The organism is Streptomyces atratus (genome assembly GCF_040655115.1).
GTDB classification, from domain to species: domain Bacteria; phylum Actinomycetota; class Actinomycetes; order Streptomycetales; family Streptomycetaceae; genus Streptomyces; species Streptomyces atratus_D.
On sequence record NZ_JBFAJH010000015.1, the window covers coordinates 39,807 to 59,305 of the forward strand.

The 19,499-nt window shown below is 70.7% G+C and carries 21 protein-coding genes; 13 read left to right on the forward strand and 8 right to left on the reverse strand.

Annotated elements, in window-relative coordinates:
* The first annotated feature begins 26 nt into the window (after nt 1-26).
* Nucleotides 27-665: a hypothetical protein gene (locus AB0I23_RS18620; RefSeq protein ID WP_359110486.1), complete on the forward strand. Its 639-nt coding sequence runs from the start codon at nt 27-29 to the stop codon at nt 663-665.
* 113 nt (nt 666-778) lie between these two features.
* Nucleotides 779-1,114, forward strand: a complete 336-nt coding sequence (locus AB0I23_RS18625) for a DUF2516 family protein (protein WP_037696004.1) — start codon at nt 779-781, stop codon at nt 1,112-1,114.
* Here the strand turns inward: AB0I23_RS18625 and AB0I23_RS18630 are convergent.
* The 3 genes from AB0I23_RS18630 to AB0I23_RS18640 all read right to left on the reverse strand — a co-directional run bounded on the left by AB0I23_RS18630 (nt 1,096) and on the right by AB0I23_RS18640 (nt 4,824).
* Complete coding sequence (locus AB0I23_RS18630; RefSeq protein WP_359110487.1) at nt 1,096-2,436, reverse strand: PP2C family protein-serine/threonine phosphatase; 1,341 nt, start codon at nt 2,434-2,436, stop codon at nt 1,096-1,098. The genes AB0I23_RS18625 and AB0I23_RS18630 overlap by 19 nt on opposite strands.
* 329 nt (nt 2,437-2,765) lie before the next feature.
* The gene (locus AB0I23_RS18635) at nt 2,766-3,827 is read right to left on the reverse strand and encodes a C40 family peptidase (RefSeq protein ID WP_359110488.1); all 1,062 of its coding nucleotides are present in this window, start codon (nt 3,825-3,827) and stop codon (nt 2,766-2,768) included.
* A 217-nt stretch (nt 3,828-4,044) separates the two neighbouring features.
* Entirely contained in the window at nt 4,045-4,824 is a 780-nt protein-coding gene (locus AB0I23_RS18640; RefSeq protein WP_359110489.1) for a class I SAM-dependent methyltransferase, read from the reverse strand.
* Nucleotides 4,825-5,016: 192 nt separating this feature from the next.
* Here AB0I23_RS18640 and mshA point away from each other — a divergent pair, with 192 nt between their 5' ends.
* The 3 genes from mshA to AB0I23_RS18655 all read left to right on the forward strand — a co-directional run bounded on the left by mshA (nt 5,017) and on the right by AB0I23_RS18655 (nt 8,062).
* Nucleotides 5,017-6,369: a D-inositol-3-phosphate glycosyltransferase gene (gene mshA / locus AB0I23_RS18645; protein WP_359110490.1), complete on the forward strand. Its 1,353-nt coding sequence runs from the start codon at nt 5,017-5,019 to the stop codon at nt 6,367-6,369.
* A gap of 79 nt (nt 6,370-6,448) precedes the next feature.
* On the forward strand, nt 6,449-6,958 hold the full coding sequence (locus AB0I23_RS18650; RefSeq protein WP_359110491.1) for a YbjN domain-containing protein: 510 nt from the start codon (nt 6,449-6,451) through the stop codon (nt 6,956-6,958).
* A 315-nt stretch (nt 6,959-7,273) separates the two neighbouring features.
* Nucleotides 7,274-8,062, forward strand: coding sequence for a hypothetical protein (locus AB0I23_RS18655; protein ID WP_359110492.1), 789 nt, complete (start codon nt 7,274-7,276; stop codon nt 8,060-8,062).
* A 10-nt stretch (nt 8,063-8,072) separates the two neighbouring features.
* Here AB0I23_RS18655 and AB0I23_RS18660 read toward each other — a convergent pair whose 3' ends face one another.
* Genes AB0I23_RS18660 through AB0I23_RS18670 form a run of 3 tightly spaced genes read right to left on the reverse strand, consistent with a single transcriptional unit; the run spans nt 8,073 to nt 9,412 of the window.
* Nucleotides 8,073-8,315: a hypothetical protein gene (locus AB0I23_RS18660; protein ID WP_359110493.1), complete on the reverse strand. Its 243-nt coding sequence runs from the start codon at nt 8,313-8,315 to the stop codon at nt 8,073-8,075.
* Entirely contained in the window at nt 8,312-8,560 is a 249-nt protein-coding gene (locus tag AB0I23_RS18665; RefSeq protein ID WP_037695929.1) for a hypothetical protein, read from the reverse strand. Before AB0I23_RS18665 ends, AB0I23_RS18660 begins: the two co-directional genes overlap by 4 nt.
* 60 nt (nt 8,561-8,620) lie before the next feature.
* Complete coding sequence (locus AB0I23_RS18670; RefSeq protein WP_359110494.1) at nt 8,621-9,412, reverse strand: hypothetical protein; 792 nt, start codon at nt 9,410-9,412, stop codon at nt 8,621-8,623.
* A gap of 160 nt (nt 9,413-9,572) precedes the next feature.
* On the opposite strand from AB0I23_RS18670, the gene AB0I23_RS18675 reads away from it, so the two are divergent.
* Entirely contained in the window at nt 9,573-9,965 is a 393-nt protein-coding gene (locus tag AB0I23_RS18675) for a hypothetical protein (RefSeq protein WP_359110495.1), read from the forward strand.
* A 247-nt stretch (nt 9,966-10,212) separates the two neighbouring features.
* Here the strand turns inward: AB0I23_RS18675 and AB0I23_RS18680 are convergent, their stop codons facing one another.
* Nucleotides 10,213-10,974: a phosphoglyceromutase gene (locus AB0I23_RS18680; protein WP_266983164.1), complete on the reverse strand. Its 762-nt coding sequence runs from the start codon at nt 10,972-10,974 to the stop codon at nt 10,213-10,215.
* A gap of 206 nt (nt 10,975-11,180) precedes the next feature.
* On the opposite strand from AB0I23_RS18680, the gene AB0I23_RS18685 reads away from it, so the two are divergent.
* Nucleotides 11,181-12,488 (forward strand): MDR family MFS transporter, encoded by a 1,308-nt coding sequence (locus AB0I23_RS18685; RefSeq protein WP_359110497.1) that lies wholly within the window; start codon nt 11,181-11,183, stop codon nt 12,486-12,488.
* A 43-nt stretch (nt 12,489-12,531) separates the two neighbouring features.
* Here AB0I23_RS18685 and AB0I23_RS18690 read toward each other — a convergent pair whose 3' ends face one another.
* Entirely contained in the window at nt 12,532-13,971 is a 1,440-nt protein-coding gene (locus tag AB0I23_RS18690; RefSeq protein WP_359110499.1) for a purine-cytosine permease family protein, read from the reverse strand.
* A gap of 173 nt (nt 13,972-14,144) precedes the next feature.
* Here AB0I23_RS18690 and AB0I23_RS18695 point away from each other — a divergent pair, with 173 nt between their 5' ends.
* From AB0I23_RS18695 to AB0I23_RS18720, 6 genes are all read left to right on the forward strand, one after another.
* Complete coding sequence (locus tag AB0I23_RS18695) at nt 14,145-15,053, forward strand: LysR family transcriptional regulator (protein ID WP_359110501.1); 909 nt, start codon at nt 14,145-14,147, stop codon at nt 15,051-15,053.
* A 130-nt stretch (nt 15,054-15,183) separates the two neighbouring features.
* Nucleotides 15,184-15,714, forward strand: coding sequence for a flavin reductase family protein (locus tag AB0I23_RS18700; RefSeq protein ID WP_359110504.1), 531 nt, complete (start codon nt 15,184-15,186; stop codon nt 15,712-15,714).
* Between the two features lie 28 nt (nt 15,715-15,742).
* Entirely contained in the window at nt 15,743-17,215 is a 1,473-nt protein-coding gene (locus AB0I23_RS18705; RefSeq protein ID WP_359110506.1) for a 4-hydroxyphenylacetate 3-hydroxylase family protein, read from the forward strand.
* The gene (locus AB0I23_RS18710; protein ID WP_359110508.1) at nt 17,212-17,673 is read left to right on the forward strand and encodes a RidA family protein; all 462 of its coding nucleotides are present in this window, start codon (nt 17,212-17,214) and stop codon (nt 17,671-17,673) included. The genes AB0I23_RS18705 and AB0I23_RS18710 overlap by 4 nt, the downstream gene beginning before the upstream one ends.
* Nucleotides 17,670-18,347, forward strand: a complete 678-nt coding sequence (locus AB0I23_RS18715) for a DUF1028 domain-containing protein (RefSeq protein ID WP_359110509.1) — start codon at nt 17,670-17,672, stop codon at nt 18,345-18,347. The genes AB0I23_RS18710 and AB0I23_RS18715 overlap by 4 nt, the downstream gene beginning before the upstream one ends.
* Nucleotides 18,344-19,495, forward strand: a complete 1,152-nt coding sequence (locus AB0I23_RS18720) for a M20 family metallopeptidase (protein ID WP_359110511.1) — start codon at nt 18,344-18,346, stop codon at nt 19,493-19,495. The genes AB0I23_RS18715 and AB0I23_RS18720 overlap by 4 nt, the downstream gene beginning before the upstream one ends.
* The last annotated feature ends 4 nt before the right edge of the window (nt 19,496-19,499 follow it).

Consider the following 19,499-nt stretch of genomic DNA (forward strand, 5'->3'; position numbering starts at 1 on the left):
TCTGATGATCCGGGAGGACCACAGTCATGGCCATCACCGATGACCTGCGTAAGACCCTCACCGACCCGACGCCCCTCTACTTCGCCGCCGGTACGGCCGACCTCGCCGTCGAGCAGGCCCGGAAGGTTCCGGCCCTGATCGAGCAGCTGCGGGCCGAGGCGCCCGAGCGGTTCGAGGCCGTGCGCAACAGCGACCCCAAGGCCGTGCAGGAGAAGGTGACCACGCAGGCCAAGGAGGCGCAGGCCACCGTGCAGGCCAAGGTCACCGAGGTGCTCGGGTCGCTGGACACCGATCTGAAGAAGCTCGGCGAGTCCGCTCAGGACCTGGCCATGCGCAGCCTGGGCGTGGCCGCGGAGTACGCGGTACGGGCCCGGGAGACCTACGAGAAGGTCGCCGAGCGCGGCGAGCAGACCGTGCGGACGTGGCGCGGCGAGACCGCCGAGGAGATCGTCGAGATCGCCGTCGTCGTCGAGCCGCGGCGGGAGTCCGGGCCCAAGCCGAAGCCGAAGGCGGAGCCCGCAGCGAAGAGCGAGCCGAAGACCGCTGCCAAGGCGGAGACCCGGACGCCGGTCACGCCCGTCAAGAAGGCGCCCGCGCGTAAGCCCGCGGACGTGCCCACGAGCAAGCCCGTGGCGAAGAAGACCACGCCGCCGACCGCCAAGTAGCACCGGGAACGGTGTGTACCGGGGCGCGGGGCGGGCACCTTTCGGGGTGGGCGGCTCGTTGTCCCGGTACCTTGGCCGCGAGGCGCTCATCCACTTATTAGGCGGTGCACACCATGTTGCTCACAGGATTCAGCACGCTCATCTGGCTGCTGTACATGATCATGCTCGTCCTGGCCGTGGTCGCACTGTTCCTGGCCGCGACGGCCCGTGAGGACGCGTACCGGGCCGCGGACAAGCAGAAGAAGTCCTTCTGGCTGATCATTCTCGGCATCACCGTTGCCGTGAACCTCTTCGTGCCGATGCTGTTCCTGCAGCTCGCGGGCGCGGTCGCGTCGATCGTGTTCATGGTCGACGTACGGCCCGCGCTCAAGGCGGTCTCCGGCGGCGGTGGCCGACGCGGCGGTTCCAGCAGTGACGGGCCGTACGGGCCCTACAACGGCGGGCGCTGAGCGCTCACGGGTGACGGCACCGATCCGGGGTGGGGGCGGGGGAGCGACGTGCTCCGGCTCCGGCCCCGGTTGCCGCTCCCGTCGCGGTCGAGCAGCAGGACCGCCACGTCGTCGGTCAGTTCGCCGCCGTTCAGCTCCCGGACCTCGGCCACTGCGGCTTCCAGCAGCGCCTCTCCGGTGAGCCCCTCCGCCAGTTGGCGGTTGATCATCGCGACCATGCCGTCCTGGCCGAGCCGCTGCGTCTCGTTCGCCCCGACGCGGCCTTCGATCAGACCGTCCGTGTACAGCATCAGACTCCAGGAGCCGCCCAGTTCGACCTGTCTGCGCGGCCAGCGGGCGCGCGGCAGCAGCCCCAGGGCCGGGCCGCCGTTCTCGTACGGGAGCAGCTGTGCCGTCCGTCCGTGGCGAGCGATCAGCGGCGCGGGGTGGCCCGCCAGGCAGAGACCGGCGCGGCGCCCGTCGGGAGTGATGTCGACGGTGCAGAGCGTCGCGAAGATCTCCTCGCTCTCCCGCTCGTGCTCCAGGACCTGCTGGAGCGTGGAGAGCAGTTCGTCCCCACAGAGCCCGGCGAGCGTCAATGCCCGCCACGCTATGCGCAGTTCGACGCCGAGCGCCGCCTCGTCCGGGCCGTGCCCGCAGACGTCGCCGATCATCGCGTGAACCGTGCCGTCGGGCGTACGCACCGTGTCGTAGAAGTCCCCGCCGAGCAGCGCGCGGCTGCGTCCCGGGCGGTAGCGGGCGGCGAAGCGGAGGTCGGATCCCTGGAGCAGCGGGGTGGGCAGCAGTCCGCGTTCCAGGCGGGCGTTCTCCTGGGCGCGCAGCTTCGACTCGGTGAGCTGGTGCTGCGCCACGTCGGCGCGCTTGCGTTCGACGGCGTAGCGGATGGCGCGGGTGAGCAGCCGCCCGTCGAGCTCGCCACGGAAGAGATAGTCCTGGGCGCCGACGCGCACCGCCCCGGCGGCCAGCTCGGCGTCGTCCTCCGCGGTGAGCGCGAGGACGGCGTGGCGCGGCGCGATGCGCAGGACGTGTTTGAGCGTGGCGAGCCCGTCGGTTTCCTCGCCCTGGCCGGTGGCGCGGGTCTCGCTGCCGGGTGGCAGGGCCAGGTCCAGCAGGATGCAGTCGACGTCGTCCGTGAGGAGCCGGCCCGCCTCGGTCAGATTGCGGGCGGTGCGGATGCGCACCCGGGTGCCGGCCGCGGCAGGGAGCTCGGGGACGGTGAAGGTGCCCGCAGGGTCGTCCTCGATCACCAGGAGGGTGAGGTCGGCGACGTGGGTGGTTTCCACGGCGGGAACGGCTCGCTGCTGCGGTACGGGTACGGGCATCGGTTCGGTTTCCTTCCCTCCCCCCGAGGGCGCGGCGGAACGACGATCGACGACCCGCCAGACGGGGACGATAGCGGTACCGGACAGGCGAACGGAATGGCGAACGGCAACCGACCGCTGGCATATGCGGAGCCATAAGCCGCGTCCCGTCACGGATCCGGCGCGATGTGCCCGCCCGGGGCCGGGTGGGGGGCCATGACAAACATCACCCCGTGGTGGGTCCGGGGGTGGCGTGGCTCACGGGCGGTCGTGTGGCCCGGGTCACCGGGTGCGGGCGGGCGGGTCGCGGTGTCCGGTTCACCGGGTGAGGGAGGCTGTTGCGGGCGCGCTCACTTGTCCGGGCGGACCACCCCGAGGATCTCCATCGAACCCGCGCCCGCCAGCGTGACGTTCCGGCCCGGGCGCGGTGCGTGCACGATCGCGCCGTCGCCGATGTACATCCCCACATGGCTGGCGTCACCGTGGTAGATGATCAGGTCGCCGGGGCGCATGTCCTTGATCGCGATGTGCGGGAGCTGCCGCCACTGTTCCTGCGAGGTGCGCGGGATCGGCCGTCCCGCCGCCGCCCACGCCTGGGACGTCAGCCCGGAGCAGTCGTACGATCCGGGGCCTTCGGCCCCCCATACGTACGGCTTGCCGATCTGCGAGGTCGCGAAGGCCACCGCCTTCTTGCCGCGCGTGCTCGCCTCGCGGTTGATCTCCTTGAGTGCGCCGGAGCCGAGCCAGGCGGTCTGCGCCTTGTACTCCGCCTCCTGCTCCAGTTCGAGGAGACGGGCCCGCTCCTTTTTCTCCAGCTGTGATTCCAGCTTCTTCGCGGCGGCGATCTGCGCGTTGATCTGCTTCTTGGTCTTGGCCTGCTTGATCCGATTGGCTTCGAGCTTCTGCCAGTTGGTGCTCGCGTCCTCGGTGTACATCTCCAGGTCCGCCTGGGTCCTGGTCAGTTCGCCGAGGACCCCCTTGGCGGCCTGCTGGCCCTGCCAGACCCGGTTCACGCCGTCCATGAACATCTGCGGGTCGTCGCTGAGCATCAGCTGCGCGCCCGGCGGCAGCCCGCCGGTCCGGTACTGCTCGCGGGCCTGGGCGCCCGCCTTGCTCTTGAGGTCGGCGATCTTCGCCTGTCCCTCGACGATCGCCTTCGCCAGTTCGACGATCTCGCCGGACTGCTTCCTGGTCTGCTCGTCGGCGAGGTTGTACGCATCGGTGGCCGCCCCGGCCGTGCGGTAGAGGGCGTCGATCTCCTTGCGCACCTCTTCGAGACTCTTCCTCGGTGCCCCGGGGGAGGTGGTGGGGGCGGGTGGTGCGGGCGCCGCGAATGCCTGGGCCGGCGCGGTCAGTACGGTCAGCGCGCAGACCAGAGTGATCGCGGCAGCGGCACAGTGGCGTCGGTTCACGAGCTCCCCCTCCGAACGGATCTGATTTACCGTCAGTAACTTTTCGCGACGTCGAGATCGTGCCATGCCGTACCGAAAAGCAACAGAGGCACAGAGCTCCTGTCCTGACGGGCACTCGGGCCACTCGGGGCATACCGGTCGCGCGGGATCGCTCCCCCTCGTCTGGGACGAACGACGCCCCGTCCGCGTTCCCGGGCGTCCCTCGACGCGCTCCTGTTCAGAGCCTCTCGGGCCGCAGCGCCGCCCACTTCACCGTGACTTCACCCTGCCGCCACCGCCGCACCCCGTCCGTCAGCGGCCAGTCGCCCGACAGTGAACGCACGGCGGTGATCCAGCGCTGACGCGCGCCGAGCGAGGCGTACGGCGCCGCCGCGGCCCATGCCCGGTCGAAGTCGCGCAGGAACGCGTGGACCGGTTCGCCCGGCACATTGCGGTGGATCAGCGCCTTGGGGAGCCGTTCCGCGAGATCGGAGGGGCGGTCCAGGGAGCCGAGGCGGGTCGCGAACGTGACCGTGCGAGGGCCCTCCGGGCCGAGCGCCACCCACACGTGGCGGCGCCCGATCTCGTCGCAGGTGCCCTCCACCAGCAGTCCGCCGGGAGCGAGCCGGGCGCAGAGCCGCTGCCAGACCGCGGCGACCTCGCCCTCGTCGTACTGGCGCAGCACGTTCGCCGCCCGGATGAGGGTGGGGCGTACGGCCAGTGGGATCTCGAAGCCGCCATGGACGAAGGTGAGCCCCTCTTCCTCGTACGGTTTGGCCGCCGCGACCCGCTCCGGGTCGATCTCGACGCCGACGACCGCCGTGCGCGGTTCGGCGGTGCGCAGACGGTGCAGCAGCTCCACGGCGGTCCAGGGCGCGGCCCCGTACCCGAGGTCGACGGCGACGGGGGCGTCGGAGCGGCGCAGGGCCGGGCCGTGCGTGGCGGCGATCCAGCGGTCCATGCGGCGGAGCCGGTTCGGGTTGGTGGTCCCGCGGGTCGCGGTGCCGATGGGGCGCATGACAGCGAGCCTAACGATCCCCGGGGCGGGGACCGGCAGGACCGTCGCGTCCGGGCGGGCGTGGTGACGCACCGCAGTCGAGCGTAATGATTTGGTAAATCGGAAATGAAAGGACCCATTCCGCTGTTCCAGCCTTTCGAAGGGTCCCCGTGTCCCTTCGGCGCCATGCCCTGAGCGAGGAGGACCGGACGCGTGAGCCAGTACGTCTCTCGGCTCGGCAGCAGCCGAATGGCGCCGCGCCTCAGGTTCCCCGGCACCTTTCCCGGCAGCTACCGCAAACCCCGCCGCGTCGCGATGCTCTCCGTCCACACGTCCCCGCTGCACCAGCCGGGCACGGGCGACGCGGGCGGCATGAACGTCTACATCGTGGAACTGGCCGAGCGGCTCGCCGCGATCGGCATCGAGGTGGAGATCTTCACCCGGGCCACCACCGGCGCACTGCCCCCGGCGGTCGAGCTGTCGCCCGGCGTCCTGGTCCGGCATGTCGACGCCGGACCGTACGAAGGTCTGGCCAAGGAGGAGCTGCCGGCGCAGCTCTGCGCCTTCACGCACGGTGTGATGCAGGCCTGGGCCGGCCAGCGGCCCGGCTACTACGACCTGGTCCACTCCCACTACTGGCTCTCCGGCCATGTCGGCTGGCTCGCCGCGCAGCGCTGGGGCGTTCCCCTCGTCCACGCCATGCACACCATGGCGAAGGTGAAGAACGCCGCGCTCGCCGAGGGCGACACCCCCGAGCCGGCCGCCCGGGTCATCGGTGAGACGCAGATAGTCAGCGCGGCGAACCGGCTGATCGCGAACACCGCGGAGGAGGCGGACGAGCTCGTCCGCTTCTACGAGGCCGATCCGGCGGCGGTCGCCGTCGTCCACCCCGGGGTCAACCTCGACCGCTTCCGCCCCGCCGACGGGCGAGCTGCCGCACGGGCCCGCCTCGGACTGCCCCAGGACGCCCTCATCCCGCTCTTCGCCGGTCGCATCCAGCCGCTGAAGGCCCCCGATGTGCTGCTGCGCGCGGTGGCCGTGCTGCTGGACCGGGACCCCTCGCTGCGTTCCCGGATCGTCGTACCGGTGGTCGGCGGCCCCAGCGGCAGCGGGCTCGCCAAACCGGAAGGGCTGCAGAAGCTGGCGGCGCGGCTGGGGATCGCCGATGTCGTACGGTTCCACCCCCCGGTCGGCCAGAACCAGCTCGCCGACTGGTTCCGGGCGGCGTCCGTGCTGGTCATGCCCTCGTACAGCGAGTCCTTCGGCCTGGTCGCCATCGAGGCGCAGGCGGCGGGCACCCCGGTCGTCGCGGCGGCCGTGGGCGGACTGCCGGTGGCGGTACGGGACGGGGCGACCGGTTTCCTGATCCCCGGGCACGACCCGGAGGCGTACGCGCAGGCACTGGCCCGGTTCGCCGAGTCGCCGGAGCTCGTCGCCCGGATGGGCGCGACGGCGGCCGCGCATGCGCAGGGCTTCGGCTGGGACACGGCGGCGTCCGCGACCGCTGATGTGTACACGGCGGCGATGCACGAGCACCGCCGTCGTGTCCGCGTGCATCACGTCTGACGTGCGCGCCCGTCACGGCTGAAGCGCGCCCCCGCCGGGCCGACGTACGCGCCCACCGCGGCTCACGTACGCTCACCCCATGGCTGACGTATCCGCCGAAGCGGCAACAGCGCAGGTCATCGAGGCGACGCTGAAGGACGCCGGGCTCGAATGGGAGAGCCCGGACCCCGGCACCTACGTGGTGAAGCTTCCCGGAACCCGCAAGCTGTCCACCACCTGCTCGCTCGTCGTCGGCAAGCACTCGCTCTCCCTCAACGCCTTCGTCATCCGCCACCCGGACGAGAACGACGCGGCGGTCCACCGCTGGCTGCTGGAGCGCAACCTCCGCCTCTTCGGCGTGAGTTATGCGATCGACCGGCTCGGCGACATCTACCTCGTCGGCCGGCTGCCGCTCTCGGTGGTCACGCCCGAGGAACTGGACCGGCTGCTCGGCACGGTCCTCGAAGCGGCCGACGGCTCCTTCAACACGCTGCTGGAGCTGGGCTTCGCGAGCGCGATCCGCAAGGAGTACGCGTGGCGGGTGTCGCGCGGCGAGTCCACGCGGAACCTGGATGCGTTCACGCATCTGACTCAGCGGCCCGCCAGTTGACCTCCCCCGCCGACGTCCTGCACCACGGCGCCGTACCCGACGGCTCCGTCGACGTCGCCCCCGCAGTCAACCGTGACATCGCCGCTGCCGGAGAGCGTGGCGGTGGCACGGCGCTCATCCCCGTGCCGCCGGTGAGCGGGAGGCGGACGGCGATGTCGTCCCCGCCGACGCCGACGGCATCGAGCACGGTCGGAACAGCTGATCGGCTCGGCACGGGAGTGCCCCCTTCACGGGATGATCACAACGCAATCACGATCAAGTGCCGTGCCCTTATTGGTTGATCATCAAACCATAGCCCGCTCATAGGGTTGGGCCATGAGATCTACTGCCATACGCCGTACCGTCGTTGCCGCCGCCTGCGCGATGTCGCTGACCCTGCTCGCCACCGCGTGCGGCGGAGAATCCGACTCCGGCAGCAAGGCAGCCGACGGCACGGGCAAGGAGAGCGCAGCGGCCCAGCCGGCTGCCAAGGCGCTTACCGCCGAAGAGCTGGAGAAGGCCGCGCTGGTCCAGGGCGACGTCAAGGGGCACAAGATCGCCAAGGCGGGCAAGGACGATGCCCTCGCCGCCTCCGACGTCACCGCGGACAAGAAGGCATGCGAGCCCCTTGCCGACGCGCTGATGGGCGCCGAGCTCGGGGCGCCCGCGGCGGTCAACCGGCGCAAGGTGGTCAGCGAGCCCAAGAAGGACCAGAAGGACAAGCTGGACAGCGAGGACGCGGGCGAGGCGTTCGCCGCCGCTTTCGACATCACGACGACGCTGACGTCCCTGGCCTCGTACGACGGCAAGGGCGCCCAGGACACCGTCGAGAGCCTGCGCACCGCGGCGACCGCGTGCTCCGGCGGCTTCGCCCTCACCGCTGCCGGGACGACGCAGAAGGTCGTCACGATCGAGGAGGAGAAGATCGCGGGAGGCGAGGAGGCCGCAGCCTGGACACTGACGATGGAACAGGACGGCGACAAGGCCCTGCTCAAGCTGGTCGTCGCACGCCAGGGCGCCACGGTCGCGTCGTTCAGCTCCCTCAATCTGGCCGCCTCCGGCACGGGCCAGGACTTCGAACTGCCGACCGTGATCGTCGACGCGCAGCTCGCAAAGCTGGTCTGAGCGGCGGGAGTCAGGGGAGCGGGACGAGCCTCACCACGGTGACGGTGAGGACGGACCCGGAGACGTAATAGAGCACGATGGCCCCGGCGACCGTCGCCTCACGGCGGTCGTGCTCACCCTTGACGGCGGACGACCCGTGCCCGTACGGGTCGCTCCCCAGGGTGCGCGCCATCTCGTCCCGGAAGGTCCCGCCTTCCCGCATCTTGGCCAGCGTGTCGTCGGCGGGCGGAGCGTAGGAGATACGGAAGCTCAAGCGACGCTCCGCCTCTCGGCCTCGTCCTGCGCCAGCCGGTCCAGGATCCGCTCGGCCTCGGGATCGGGCACGGCCTCCAGCATCCAGTGCCGCATCACGGCCTGGATCTCGTGCACGCCGGCCCCGTTGATGGCGCGGTCGAACTCCTCGCGTCTCTCCTCGGGCAGCGTGGCGCGGATGTCCGGAATGCTGTTGGGCACGTCGACCTCGGTGCCGCCGACAAAGGTCTTCAGTGGCTCGCCCATGACCGTTCTCCCGATCTCCCAACGTGCTGCGCCACAGCGTACGTCGGTGGATACGGGCCGTCACCTCGCGCGCCGCCACCACCTTTTGGGGGAGGACGCCGGGTCGTCGGAATCCGCGGGGGACGACGGTTCGGGCAGTTCTCGTACGGCGGACCGGATCCGGTCGAACGTGGCGACCGGATGCTGCGAGCCGTCTCCCGGCAGGACGACGCCGAGACAGACGAGTCTGAACTGCGGTCCGTCGAGGTGGATTCCGGCGAAGACGGGTGCCCCGACGCACCCCACGGGAACGGTGCCGTCCCACCGCACCGGCCCGTCGGCGGCGTCCCGCACGACGGTCCCCACCACGACGGCCTGCGGCCGGTCGGTCCGGTCCGGCCCGACATCGTGCCCCAGGACATACGCGGGAACCGGCTCGCCTCCGATACCGGCGACGTCCTCCGCCGTCGCAGCCAACCCGTCGGTGATCTCGTCGGTCGTCCACTCCCACCGCTTGCGCCGGGCGAGCGCGTGCAGCGAGGCGGCGGGCATCACCGCGACACCGGAGTCACCGAGCGGGATCCACCCGTCCTCGAACGCGAGCATCGCGAGGGCGTTGGCGCTCATGGCCGACGTCGACAGTTCCGGCCGCAGCCGCACCTCGGCGATGTCGTACCGGGTCATCGCACGGGCCGTCACCAGATACTGCCGGACGGTCTCCGTGTCACCCTGCTTGTCGACGAGGTCGTTGAACCAGAACGCCGTTCCGAAGTCCGTCCCGCGATGGGCCTGTTGGTACGGCAGAGTGGATCGGGCTGCGTTGGCGACTATGGCGTCGGTGATCGAATGGTGATCAGCGGTCGGTGCGGACATGAGGCTGGACCCTAGCGGAGCGGATCGGAATCGGCGCCGGACTTTTCCGCGCGGTCGGCGGGGGCTAGCGGGCCTGGCATCCGAACCGCAATCAAGAAAGCGGTGCTTCCTCTTGTCTCACCGTGAATACTGTTCCGAACTGCCTTTACGCTGGATGAACATGACCGTCACCAAGCTTCTGAGACCTGCCCTCGCCGCCACGCTCCTGGCCTCGATCACCGCCTGCGGCGCGTCGTCCGTGCCGGACGTCCCGGCGGGAACCACGACCGGCTCGGGGTCCGCCGAGACGCGCCGCTCGGCGAACCCCGAGCCGGTCGCCGCCACCATGCCCGACGTCATCGGCGGCAATGCCGGGCGTGCGCACGAGCAGATGAGCTCCACAATCGACATGGTCTTCGAGGACGCGAGCGGACAGGGCCGTCCGGTGGACGACCCAGCTGCGTGGAAGATCTGCAACTCACAGCCGGGCCCGAACCAGCAAATCACCGATTTCCCGGTGGTCTTCGGCGTGGTGACAGTTTCGGAGAGCTGCGAGGACACGGTGCCGGAGTGAGGACGGTAATCCTGGGGCGGCGAGATCTGCCCGCCCCGCTTGAAATGCCGTCCTGAGGGTCTGCCAAGGGGGCGTACGGCAGACGTGGGCAACCGTTGCCGGGCCCCTGCGGGACCGGGCCCGGAAGGTTCTCGGCAGGGCGCTCCGGCCGCAGGATCCGGAGCACTGGGGGTCCAGAGTGGGCCCAGGACATGAAAGTGCCCCTCATCCGCATCAAAAGTGCAGGTGAGGGGCGTGATCACAAAACCTACTTCTTCTTGCCCTGGTTCTTCACTGCCTCGATGGCGGCCTTCGCCGCGTCCGGGTCGAGGTACGTGCCGCCCGGCTTCAGCGGGCGGAAGTCGGCGTCCAGCTCGTAGGCGAGCGGGATGCCGGTCGGGATGTTCAGGCCCGTGATGTCGGCGTCCGAGATGCCGTCGAGGTGCTTGACCAGGCCGCGGAGGCTGTTGCCGTGGGCGGCGACCAGGACCGTGCGGCCGGCCAGCAGGTCCGGGACGATGCCGTCGTACCAGTACGGCAGCATGCGCTCGACGACGTCCTTGAGGCATTCGGTGCGCGGACGCAGCTCGCTCGGGATCGACGCGTAGCGCGGGTCGTCGCTCTGCGAGAACTCGGCGCCGTCCTCGAGGACGGGCGGCGGGGTGTCGTACGAGCGGCGCCAGAGCATGAACTGCTCCTCGCCGAACTCGGCCAGGGTCTGCGCCTTGTCCTTGCCCTGCAGGGCGCCGTAGTGGCGCTCGTTCAGGCGCCAGGAGCGGTGGACCGGGATCCAGTGGCGGTCCGCGGACTCCAGCGCGAGCTGCGCGGTGCGGATGGCGCGCTTCTGGAGGGAGGTGTGCAGGACATCGGGGAGCAGACCGGCGTCCTTGAGCAGCTCACCGCCGCGGACTGCCTCCTTCTCGCCCTTCTCGGTGAGGTTGACGTCCACCCAACCGGTGAACAGGTTCTTCGCGTTCCATTCGCTCTCGCCGTGGCGGAGGAGGATCAGCTTGTACGGTGCGTCGGCCATGCGTCCGAGCGTAATCGAACCCGTCTGGGCTTCGCGCGGCCGGTCACAGGGCGGACAGGCGGCGGGGGAGTGGCGGGTGGGGCGGCCTCGATTGACGGCAGCCGTCAAACGAGTGGCGGTCCGGAGGCAGCACTTCGTAATGTTCTGATAGCCATCGGGCCACTTACCGCTCGAATCCGTTCCGTACGTCCCCGGGGGGAACCGTTATGTCTGTCGCCGGTCTCAGACGGGCCGCACGCGAGACCGTGTCCGGTCTCCCCAGGGAGTTCTGGTGGCTGTGGACCAGCACCCTGGTCAACCGCCTCGGGGCGTTCGTCGCCACCTTCATGGCCCTGTACCTGACCCTGGACCGGGGCTACTCCGCGTCGTACGCGGGGCTGGTCGTCGCGCTGCACGGGCTCGGCGGGGTCGTCTCCTCGCTCGGCGCGGGGGTGATGACGGACCGGCTCGGGCGACGGCCCACGATGCTGATCGCGCAGACCTCGACCGCCGCGTCGGTCGCGTTGCTCGGGTTCATGGTCCATCCGGTCGCGATCGCCGCGGTCGCGTTCCTCGTCGGCATGACGAGCAACGCGTCCCGGCCGGCCGTGCAGGCGATGATGGCCGACATCGTCCGGCCCGAGGACCGGGTGCGGGCGTTCTCGTTGAACTACTGGGCGATCAACCTGGGCTTCGCGGTGTCGTCCGCGGGCGCGGGGTTCATCGCCGAATACAGCTATCGGGCCGGGTTCATGGCCGAGGCCGCGATGACGCTGTTCTGCGCGGTCGTCGTCTTCCTGAAGGTGCCGGAGTCCCGGCCGGAGCGGACGCCCGGGACCCCGAAGGGCGGCGCGGCCACGTCCGAGGTCCGGCTCTCCACCGTGCTGCGCGACGGCCGCTTCATGAGCGTCGTCGGGCTGTCGTTCGTGGTCGCGCTGATCTTTCAGCAGGGGTATGTGGGGCTGCCGGTGGCGATGGGTACGGACGGGCTCTCCAGCTCCGACTTCGGTACCGCGGTCGCCGTCAACGGTGTGCTGATCGTGGCGCTCCAGATCCCCGCCACCCGCTTCATCCAGCACCGCGACCCGCGCCGGCTGCTGATCGTGTCGTCGTTGCTGGCCGGGTACGGATTCGGGCTGACCGCGTTCGCCGGGTCGGTCGCCGTGTACGCGCTGACGATCTGCGTCTGGACGGTCGGCGAGATCATCAACGCACCGGTGCAGAGCAGCCTGGTCGTCCGCCTCTCCCCGGCCCACGGCCGCGGCCGCTACCAGGGCATGTACACGCTGTCGTGGTCGGCGGCCGCGCTCGTCGCTCCGCTGATGTCCGGTCTGGTGATCGATCACTACGGGGCGACATGGCTGTGGGGGATGTGCGGGGTACTGGGGACGGTCGCGGCGCTCGGGTACTGGGTGCTCATGCGCGGGCTTCCGGCGGAGGAGAAGGTGACGGAGGTGGTGGCGGTGACGGCTGCGGAGGCCGAGCCGGACGCGGCCTCGGGTGCGCCGCGGGGTGTGGTGGAGCGCGCGGTCTGACGGGCGGTGGGGGGCGGGTGCGGGTCTGCCCGCCCCCCGCTCGTTACGCGGTCGTCGCCGGTTCGCGCGGTGCGTTCCGCTGTGCGGATGCCGGTGCCGTTTCGCCCCGGTTCCGGGCCCAGAGGTAGTACACCGGTGTCGTCACGGCCAGGCCGACGAGCCAGGACAGGTCCGCGCCGCCGAGCGGTGCGACCAGCGGCCCCGTGTAGAGGGACGTGGCGACGAACGGGAGCTGGACGGCGATGCCGATCGCGTACGAGACCAGGGCCACCGGGTTGAAGCGGCCGTAGCGGCCGCCGTCCGGGAGGAAGAGGTCGCCGAGTGCGTAACTGCCGCGGTGGACCAGGTAGAAGTCGATCAGGTTGATCGCCGTCCACGGGACGAGGACCACCAGCAGCACCAGCACCAGGTTCACGAACTGCGAGACGAAGTCGCCGGCCAGGCCGACCGCGATCAGCAGTGACGCCGCCAGGACCACGGCGGACACCGCACCGCGTGCCGCCTGGCGGGGCTGCCAGTCCGTACGGAAGGTCTGGCCGATGGTGATGAGCGAGAGCACCGCCCCATACAGGTTCAGTGCGTTGTGGTTGACCACGCTGAACAGGAACAGCACCAGGATCACCGGGCCGAACGAGCCCGCCGCCGAGTCGAAGCCGGCCACCGTGTCATCCGTGCCGGGTGCCGCGAGTCCGATCACCGTGCCCGCGAGGAACGCCAGGGTCGAGCCCAGGCAGGAACCCCAGTACGTGGCCCAGAAGGTGGACGCGGTGCGGACGGTGCGCGGCAGGTAGCGGGAGTAGTCGGAGACGTACGGGGCGAACGCCAGCTGCCACAGGGCGCTGAGCGAGACCGTGGCCAGCCAGCCCGCGAACGTGAAGCCGCCCCGGGTGAAGAAGTCGTCCGGCAGGCCGCGCGCGACCACGACCGCCAGGCCGGCGACGATGCCGATGCCCAGGACCCAGGTCGCCACCTTGTTCAGGGTGTGGATCAGCCGGTAGCCGATCCAGCAGATCACCGCCGAGCCGAGCGCACCCAGCAGGATGCCCGCGTCGACCGGGACGGCGGGCGAGAGGCCGTGCAGGGACTTGCCCGCGAGCACGATGTTCGACGCGAAGAAACCGATGTACATCGCGGCCGCGACGACCACGATGAGCAGGGCGCCGATCGCACCGAACTGGGCGCGGCTCTGGATCATCTGCGGGACGCCCAGCTGCGGGCCCTGCGCCGAGTGCAGCGCCATGAACACGCCGCCGACGAGCTGCCCGACGATGATCGCGAGGACGCTGGACCAGAACGACTGGTGGAAGACCTGGACGCCCATCGCGCCGGTGACCAGCGGCAGCGGCGCGATGTTCGTGCCGAACCACATGGTGAACAGGTCCCGTACCCGGCCGTGCCGTTCATGATCGGGGACGTGGTCGATGGTGTGCTGTTCGACGGCGGCGGGCGCTGCGGGCGTGGTCGGTTCTGCGGGACCGGGCATGCGGACTCCCTGGGGACGGGGGTGGGAACGGGGGTGAGGCGGACTCCATGGCGTACAGGTGCGGGTGGTCGGTGAGTCTCGAACGGTTTCAGTCAGCGGTCAAATAGTGATTTCGCAGCAGTTGCATCGGATTTATTGATGCAACCGGTCCGGCCAGGGGTCAGAATCCGGTCATGGCCAAGGACGCGAACTTCACCCTCGTACAGCTTCGGTACTTCCTCGCCGCCGCCGAGCTCGGCTCGATGACCGCCGCCGCGCAGCGCATCAACGTGTCGCAGTCGGCGGTCTCCACGGCCGTCACCCATCTGGAGCGCGAGCTCGGGGTCCAGCTGCTGATCCGCCGGCACGCCAGGGGACTCTCGCTGACCGGGGCGGGGGAGCGGTTCCTGCATGAGCTGCGTGGCTTTCTGACCCATGCCGACGAGCTCGCCGAGTCCGCCCGCAGCCTCGGCTCGGACCTGGTCGGCGAGCTGGCCGTGGGCTGTTTCCAGACCCTGGCCCCGTTCTATCTGCCGCGTCTGCTGCGGGAGTTCGGCGAGAACCATCCGGCGGTGCGGATCGAGGTGCACGAGGGGGACACCCCCGCGCTCCAGGAGAGCCTGCGGACCGGCGAGTGCGAGCTGGCGCTCCTGTACGACCTGGAGCTGGACGACGACATCGAGCGCGAGGTGCTGGCGATGGCCCCGCCCTACGCCCTGGTCCCGGAGGGGCACCGGCTGGCCGGGAGCGGTTCGGCGCGCCTTGCGGACCTTGCCGAGGAGCCGATGATCCTGCTCGACCTGCCGGTCAGCCGGGACTACTTCCAGTCGGTCGTCGCCAAGGCGGGCGGGGAGCCGCGGGTGCGCCACCGGACCAGGAGCTACGAGACGGTACGTGCGCTGGTCGCGGCCGGACAGGGCTGGGCGCTGCTCAACCAGCGGCCGGCGCACGACCGCACGTACGACGGCGCCCGCGTCGTCGACCTGCCCCTGGCCGACCATCTGCCCGCGCTGCCGGTGGTCCTCGCGGGGCTCCGGGGCGTCCGGCTGACCGGCCGGGCGCAGGCGTTCGCCGCCGTGTGCCGGGAGGCGCTGCGGGGCTGACCTCCGACAACATCCCTGCATCTGGAAAATCTATGCAATAGAGCTGAAAGATCTGCTGTACGGATGACGGGCTGCCCTCCCATAGTGGTCAACCACCAGGACCGCACCACTCCAGGGGAGGCCGCAGCCCATGACGATCGCTCCGCACCACCCGGTCCAACCGGCCACCGACCGCGCCGACTTCATCGCCGCGATGGGCAATGCCGCGACCGGTGTCACCGTCGTCACGACCGACGGTCCGGCCGGCCGGTTCGCCCAGACCGTGAGCGCCATGTGTTCCGTCACCGCCGACCCGCCGTCGCTGCTCGTCTGCGTGAACGAGCGCAGCCCGCTCGCCGCGGCCGCCGTCCGCAACGGCCACTTCGCCGTCAGCGTCCTCGGTCTCGGCCAGGCGCATGTCTCGGACGTCTTCGCCGGTCGGCCCGGTCCCGGAACCGCCACCGCCCCGTACGACTTCGGCTGCGCCGACTGGGACACGCACACCACCGGGTCGCCCCTGCTGCGCGACGCCGCCGCCGCCTTCGACTGCGGGCTCACCGATGCCGTCGTCTCCGGCACGCACCGGGTCCTGTTCGGCGCCGTCCTCGCCAGCGCCGTCTCCACGACGGCCCGCCCGCTCGTCCACCACGCCCGTACGTACGGCGCGCACCGCCCCCTGTGACCACCCGCACCGAAGAAGGAGTACGGAGATGATCCGCACCGGAGAGCAGTACCGGGAGTCGATCCGCGACGGACGCGACGTCTGGATCAACGGCGAGAAGGTCGCGGACGTCCCCGCGCACCCTGCCTTCAAGCCGCTCGTCGACATCCGCGCCCGGATCTACGACATGGCCCACGAGCCGGCGACCCGGGACACCATGGCGTACACCGACCCGGAGACGGGCGAGGTCAACGCCGTGCAGCAGAAGCCGCCGCGGACCCGCGAGGACTGGGACGCCAAGCGCGCCGCCACCGACGCCGTGCTCAGCGATGTCGGCGGTGTCGTCACCCGCGTCGGCGACGAGACGATCGGCGAGGTCTGGTCGCTGATCGACGGCCAGGACGTCCTGAACGCCATCAACCCGACGTACGCCGAGAACGTCAAGCGCCACATCGACCTGGCCTGCTACGGCGACCCGTTCCACGTCTCCGCCAACACCGACCCGAAGGGCGACCGCTCCAAGCGCCCGCAGGACCAGGACCCGGACATGCTGCTGCACGTCGTGCGGGAGACGGACAACGGCATCGTGGTGCGCGGAGCCAAGTACGAGACGGCCGCCGCCTACTCCAACCAGGCGTTCACCAAGCCGACGATCGCCAACTGGGGCGACTCCGAACTCTCCGACTACGCACTCGGGTTCATGCTCGACATGGGTGCCCCCGGTCTGAAGTACATCTGCCGTACGGGCTTCGCCGGCGCCAAGCCGATCGAGGACTATCCGGTCTCCAACCGCTTCGACGAGGTCGACACGCTCGTCGTCTTCGACGACGTCGAGATCCCCTGGGAGAACGTCCTCTTCTACCGGGACACCAAGGCCGCCACCTTCATCCGCGCGACCCTGCACCGCTACAGCGCCTTCGCCTTCACCCAGCGCAATCTGCGGCTCGCGGACCTCATGATCGGCGCCGCGCTGTGGAACGTGAAGCAGACCGGTCTGGAGAAGCAGCAGGCCGTCCAGGAGAAGCTGGCCACCCTCGCCTGCTACCGCGAAGGCATCAACGCGCACCTCACGGCCGCGATCGCGATGGCCGAGCCCAGCCCCGGCGGGCTGCTCATGCCGAACCAGTCGCTGCTCTACACCGGCCGGGTACTGGCCTGTTCGCAACTGCACGAGATGATGCACATCGCCCGTGAGCTGTGCGGCGGCCAGATCTGCATCACCCCGGACAAGGCGTCGTTCGACCACCCGGACACCAAGCCGTGGCTGGACAAGTTCTACTCGATCAACGAGCACTGGGTCGCCGAGGACCGCCGCAAGCTTCTCGCGTACGCCCGTGACCTGCTGAACTCCGACTACGCGGGGCACCGGCTGACCTTCCAGCTGTTCGCGCAGTCGCCGCCCTTCGCCCACCTCGGCGCCGTCTACCGCAACTTCGACTGGGACGGCCCGCTCGACCTGGTCAAGGACGCGGCCGGGCTCTCCGACAACGTGCTCGGTTCGCTGGGGAGGTCCGCCAAGTGAGCCCCGTGCACGACCGGATCCGGTCCTTCAACACCGCCGACACATATCCCGAGCAGGACCTCTCCAACGATCTCGCGCAGGCCGTCGTCGCCGACGGCACCGTCTATCTGCGCGGGCAGATCGGCCAGGACCTCGACACCCGCGAGAACGTCGGCGTCGGAGATGTCGCGGCCCAGGCCGAGAAGGCCATGGCGAACATCGCCATGCTGCTCGACGAGTGCGGCAGCCGGCTCGACGAGATCGTCAAGATCACCGTCTATCTGACGGACATCCGCTACCGCGAACCCGTCTACCGGACCATGGGGCGGTGGCTGAAGGGCGTGCACTACGTCTCCACCGGGCTCGTCGTCTCCGCGCTGGCCCGCCCGGAGTGGCTGGTCGAGATCGACGTCACCGCGGTGATCCCGGCCGAACGGCGGGCGGAAGCCGCCGCCGTACGGGCCAAGGGGGATCGGTGACCTTCTCGATCGCCGCCCGCTGCACCCGGACCGGACAGTTCGGCGTCGCCGTCACCTCCTCCTCGCCCGCCGTGGCCGCGCGCTGCGCCCATGTGCGGGCGGGCGTCGGCGCGGTCTGTTCGCAGAACGTCACCGATCCGCGGCTCGGCACCCGACTGCTCGACCTGCTGGGCGAGGGCGGCTCGGCGACCGCGGCCGTGCGCGAGGTCGTCGTCACGGAACCTTGCGTGGAATACCGGCAGTTGACGGCTGTCGGGGCTCATGGTCCGGGAGCCGTGTACTCGGGGGCGCGGGCGCTCGGCCGGTACGCGGAGGCCGTCGGCCCGGACGCCGTCGCCGCCGGGAACCTCCTGTCGGGCCCCGGAGTCCCGCAGGCCATGCTCGACGCGTTCGCCGCCGACCCGGCCGCCCCGCTCGGCCGGCGCCTGGTGGACGCGCTGGCCGCCGGCGCCGCGGCGGGTGGCGAGGAGGGGCCCGTCCGCTCGGCCGGACTGCTCGTCGCCGACGAGGTCGCCTGGCCGGTGACCGACCTCCGTGTCGACTGGACGGACGGCGATCCGGTCGCCGAACTCGCCACGCTGTGGACGGTGTGGGAGCCGCAGGCCGATGCGTACGTACGCCGCGCACTCGCCCCCGGCGACGCACCCTCGTACGGCGTACCGGGGGACGAATGAAACCCGTACGCACGGCAGTTGCCGAGGTCGCCGACGAGCTGCTCGCCCTCAGCCACCGCATCCACGCCCACCCCGAGGTGGCGTGGGAGGAGGAGAGGGCGGCCCGCTGGGTCGGTCACGCGCTGAACGACCTCGGTTTCGACGTCCGGCCGGGGACGGCCGGTCTGCCCACCGCCTTCACCGCCACCCTCGGATCCGGGCCCCTGCACCTCGGCATCTGCGCCGAGTACGACGCACTGCCCGGCCTCGGCCACGCCTGCGGGCACAACATCATCGCGGCGGCCGCGGTCGGCGCCGCGGCCGGACTGGCAACCCTCGTCGACGAGTTGGGGCTCACCCTCACCGTCTTCGGCACCCCGGCCGAGGAGGGCGGCGGCGGCAAGATCCTGATGCTGGAACGCGGCGCCTTCGACGGGGTGCACGCCGCGATGATGGTGCACCCGGGGCCGGTGGACGTCGCCGAGGCGGACCCGTTCGCCGTCGCCCATCTCAAGGTGCGCTACCACGGCAAGGCGGCCCACGCGGCGGCCTACCCGGAGCAGGGGCGCAACGCGGCCGACGCGTTCACCGTCGCCCAGGTCGCCATCGGACTGCTGCGTCAGCAGCTGCCGGGGCGGACCAGGGTGCACGGCATGATGACGCGCGGCGGCGAGGCCCCGAACGCCATCCCGGAGCTGACGGAGGGGCGTTGGTACGTACGCGCCGACACCCTGGAACAGCTCGCCGAACTCCAGCCGCGGGTCGAGCGGTGCTTCGAGGCGGGGGCTCTGGCGTCCGGCTGCGAGCTGGAGATCGAGCCGGAGAGCCGCCCGTACTCGGAGTTCCGCAATGACGCGGAACTGCTGGCGACGTACCGGCGTACGGCGACGGAACTGGGCCGGCGCTTCGAGACCGGGACGCCCGCCGCGCGGATGAACCGGGCCTCCACGGACATGGGCAACGTGTCCCGGGTGCTGCCCGCCATCCACCCGTACCTGGGCATCGGTTCGCTGCCTGCCGTCAACCACCAGAAGGAGTTCGCGGCGCACTGCGTGGGCGCGGCCGCGGACCGTGCGGTGCTGGACGGGGCCGCGGCGATGGCCCTGACCGCCGCCGCGGTCGCCGCCGACCCGGTCCAGCGGGAACGGCTGATCGCGGGGCGGGGCTGAGGGA

What these genes read in the sequence shown, in the direction of transcription:
- AB0I23_RS18620 (WP_359110486.1), top strand. Translation starts at nt 27, where the DNA reads ATGGCCATCACCGATGACCTGCGTAAGACCCTCACCGACCCGACGCCC.
- AB0I23_RS18625 (WP_037696004.1), top strand. Translation starts at nt 779, where the DNA reads ATGTTGCTCACAGGATTCAGCACGCTCATCTGGCTGCTGTACATGATC.
- AB0I23_RS18630 (WP_359110487.1), bottom strand. Translation starts at nt 2,436, where the DNA reads ATGCCCGTACCCGTACCGCAGCAGCGAGCCGTTCCCGCCGTGGAAACC.
- AB0I23_RS18640 (WP_359110489.1), bottom strand. Translation starts at nt 4,824, where the DNA reads ATGCGCCCCATCGGCACCGCGACCCGCGGGACCACCAACCCGAACCGG.
- AB0I23_RS18650 (WP_359110491.1), top strand. Translation starts at nt 6,449, where the DNA reads ATGGCTGACGTATCCGCCGAAGCGGCAACAGCGCAGGTCATCGAGGCG.
- AB0I23_RS18655 (WP_359110492.1), top strand. Translation starts at nt 7,274, where the DNA reads ATGAGATCTACTGCCATACGCCGTACCGTCGTTGCCGCCGCCTGCGCG.
- AB0I23_RS18665 (WP_037695929.1), bottom strand. Translation starts at nt 8,560, where the DNA reads ATGGGCGAGCCACTGAAGACCTTTGTCGGCGGCACCGAGGTCGACGTG.
- AB0I23_RS18670 (WP_359110494.1), bottom strand. Translation starts at nt 9,412, where the DNA reads ATGTCCGCACCGACCGCTGATCACCATTCGATCACCGACGCCATAGTC.
- AB0I23_RS18675 (WP_359110495.1), top strand. Translation starts at nt 9,573, where the DNA reads ATGACCGTCACCAAGCTTCTGAGACCTGCCCTCGCCGCCACGCTCCTG.
- AB0I23_RS18680 (WP_266983164.1), bottom strand. Translation starts at nt 10,974, where the DNA reads ATGGCCGACGCACCGTACAAGCTGATCCTCCTCCGCCACGGCGAGAGC.
- AB0I23_RS18685 (WP_359110497.1), top strand. Translation starts at nt 11,181, where the DNA reads ATGTCTGTCGCCGGTCTCAGACGGGCCGCACGCGAGACCGTGTCCGGT.
- AB0I23_RS18690 (WP_359110499.1), bottom strand. Translation starts at nt 13,971, where the DNA reads ATGCCCGGTCCCGCAGAACCGACCACGCCCGCAGCGCCCGCCGCCGTC.
- AB0I23_RS18695 (WP_359110501.1), top strand. Translation starts at nt 14,145, where the DNA reads ATGGCCAAGGACGCGAACTTCACCCTCGTACAGCTTCGGTACTTCCTC.
- AB0I23_RS18700 (WP_359110504.1), top strand. Translation starts at nt 15,184, where the DNA reads ATGACGATCGCTCCGCACCACCCGGTCCAACCGGCCACCGACCGCGCC.
- AB0I23_RS18705 (WP_359110506.1), top strand. Translation starts at nt 15,743, where the DNA reads ATGATCCGCACCGGAGAGCAGTACCGGGAGTCGATCCGCGACGGACGC.
- AB0I23_RS18720 (WP_359110511.1), top strand. Translation starts at nt 18,344, where the DNA reads ATGAAACCCGTACGCACGGCAGTTGCCGAGGTCGCCGACGAGCTGCTC.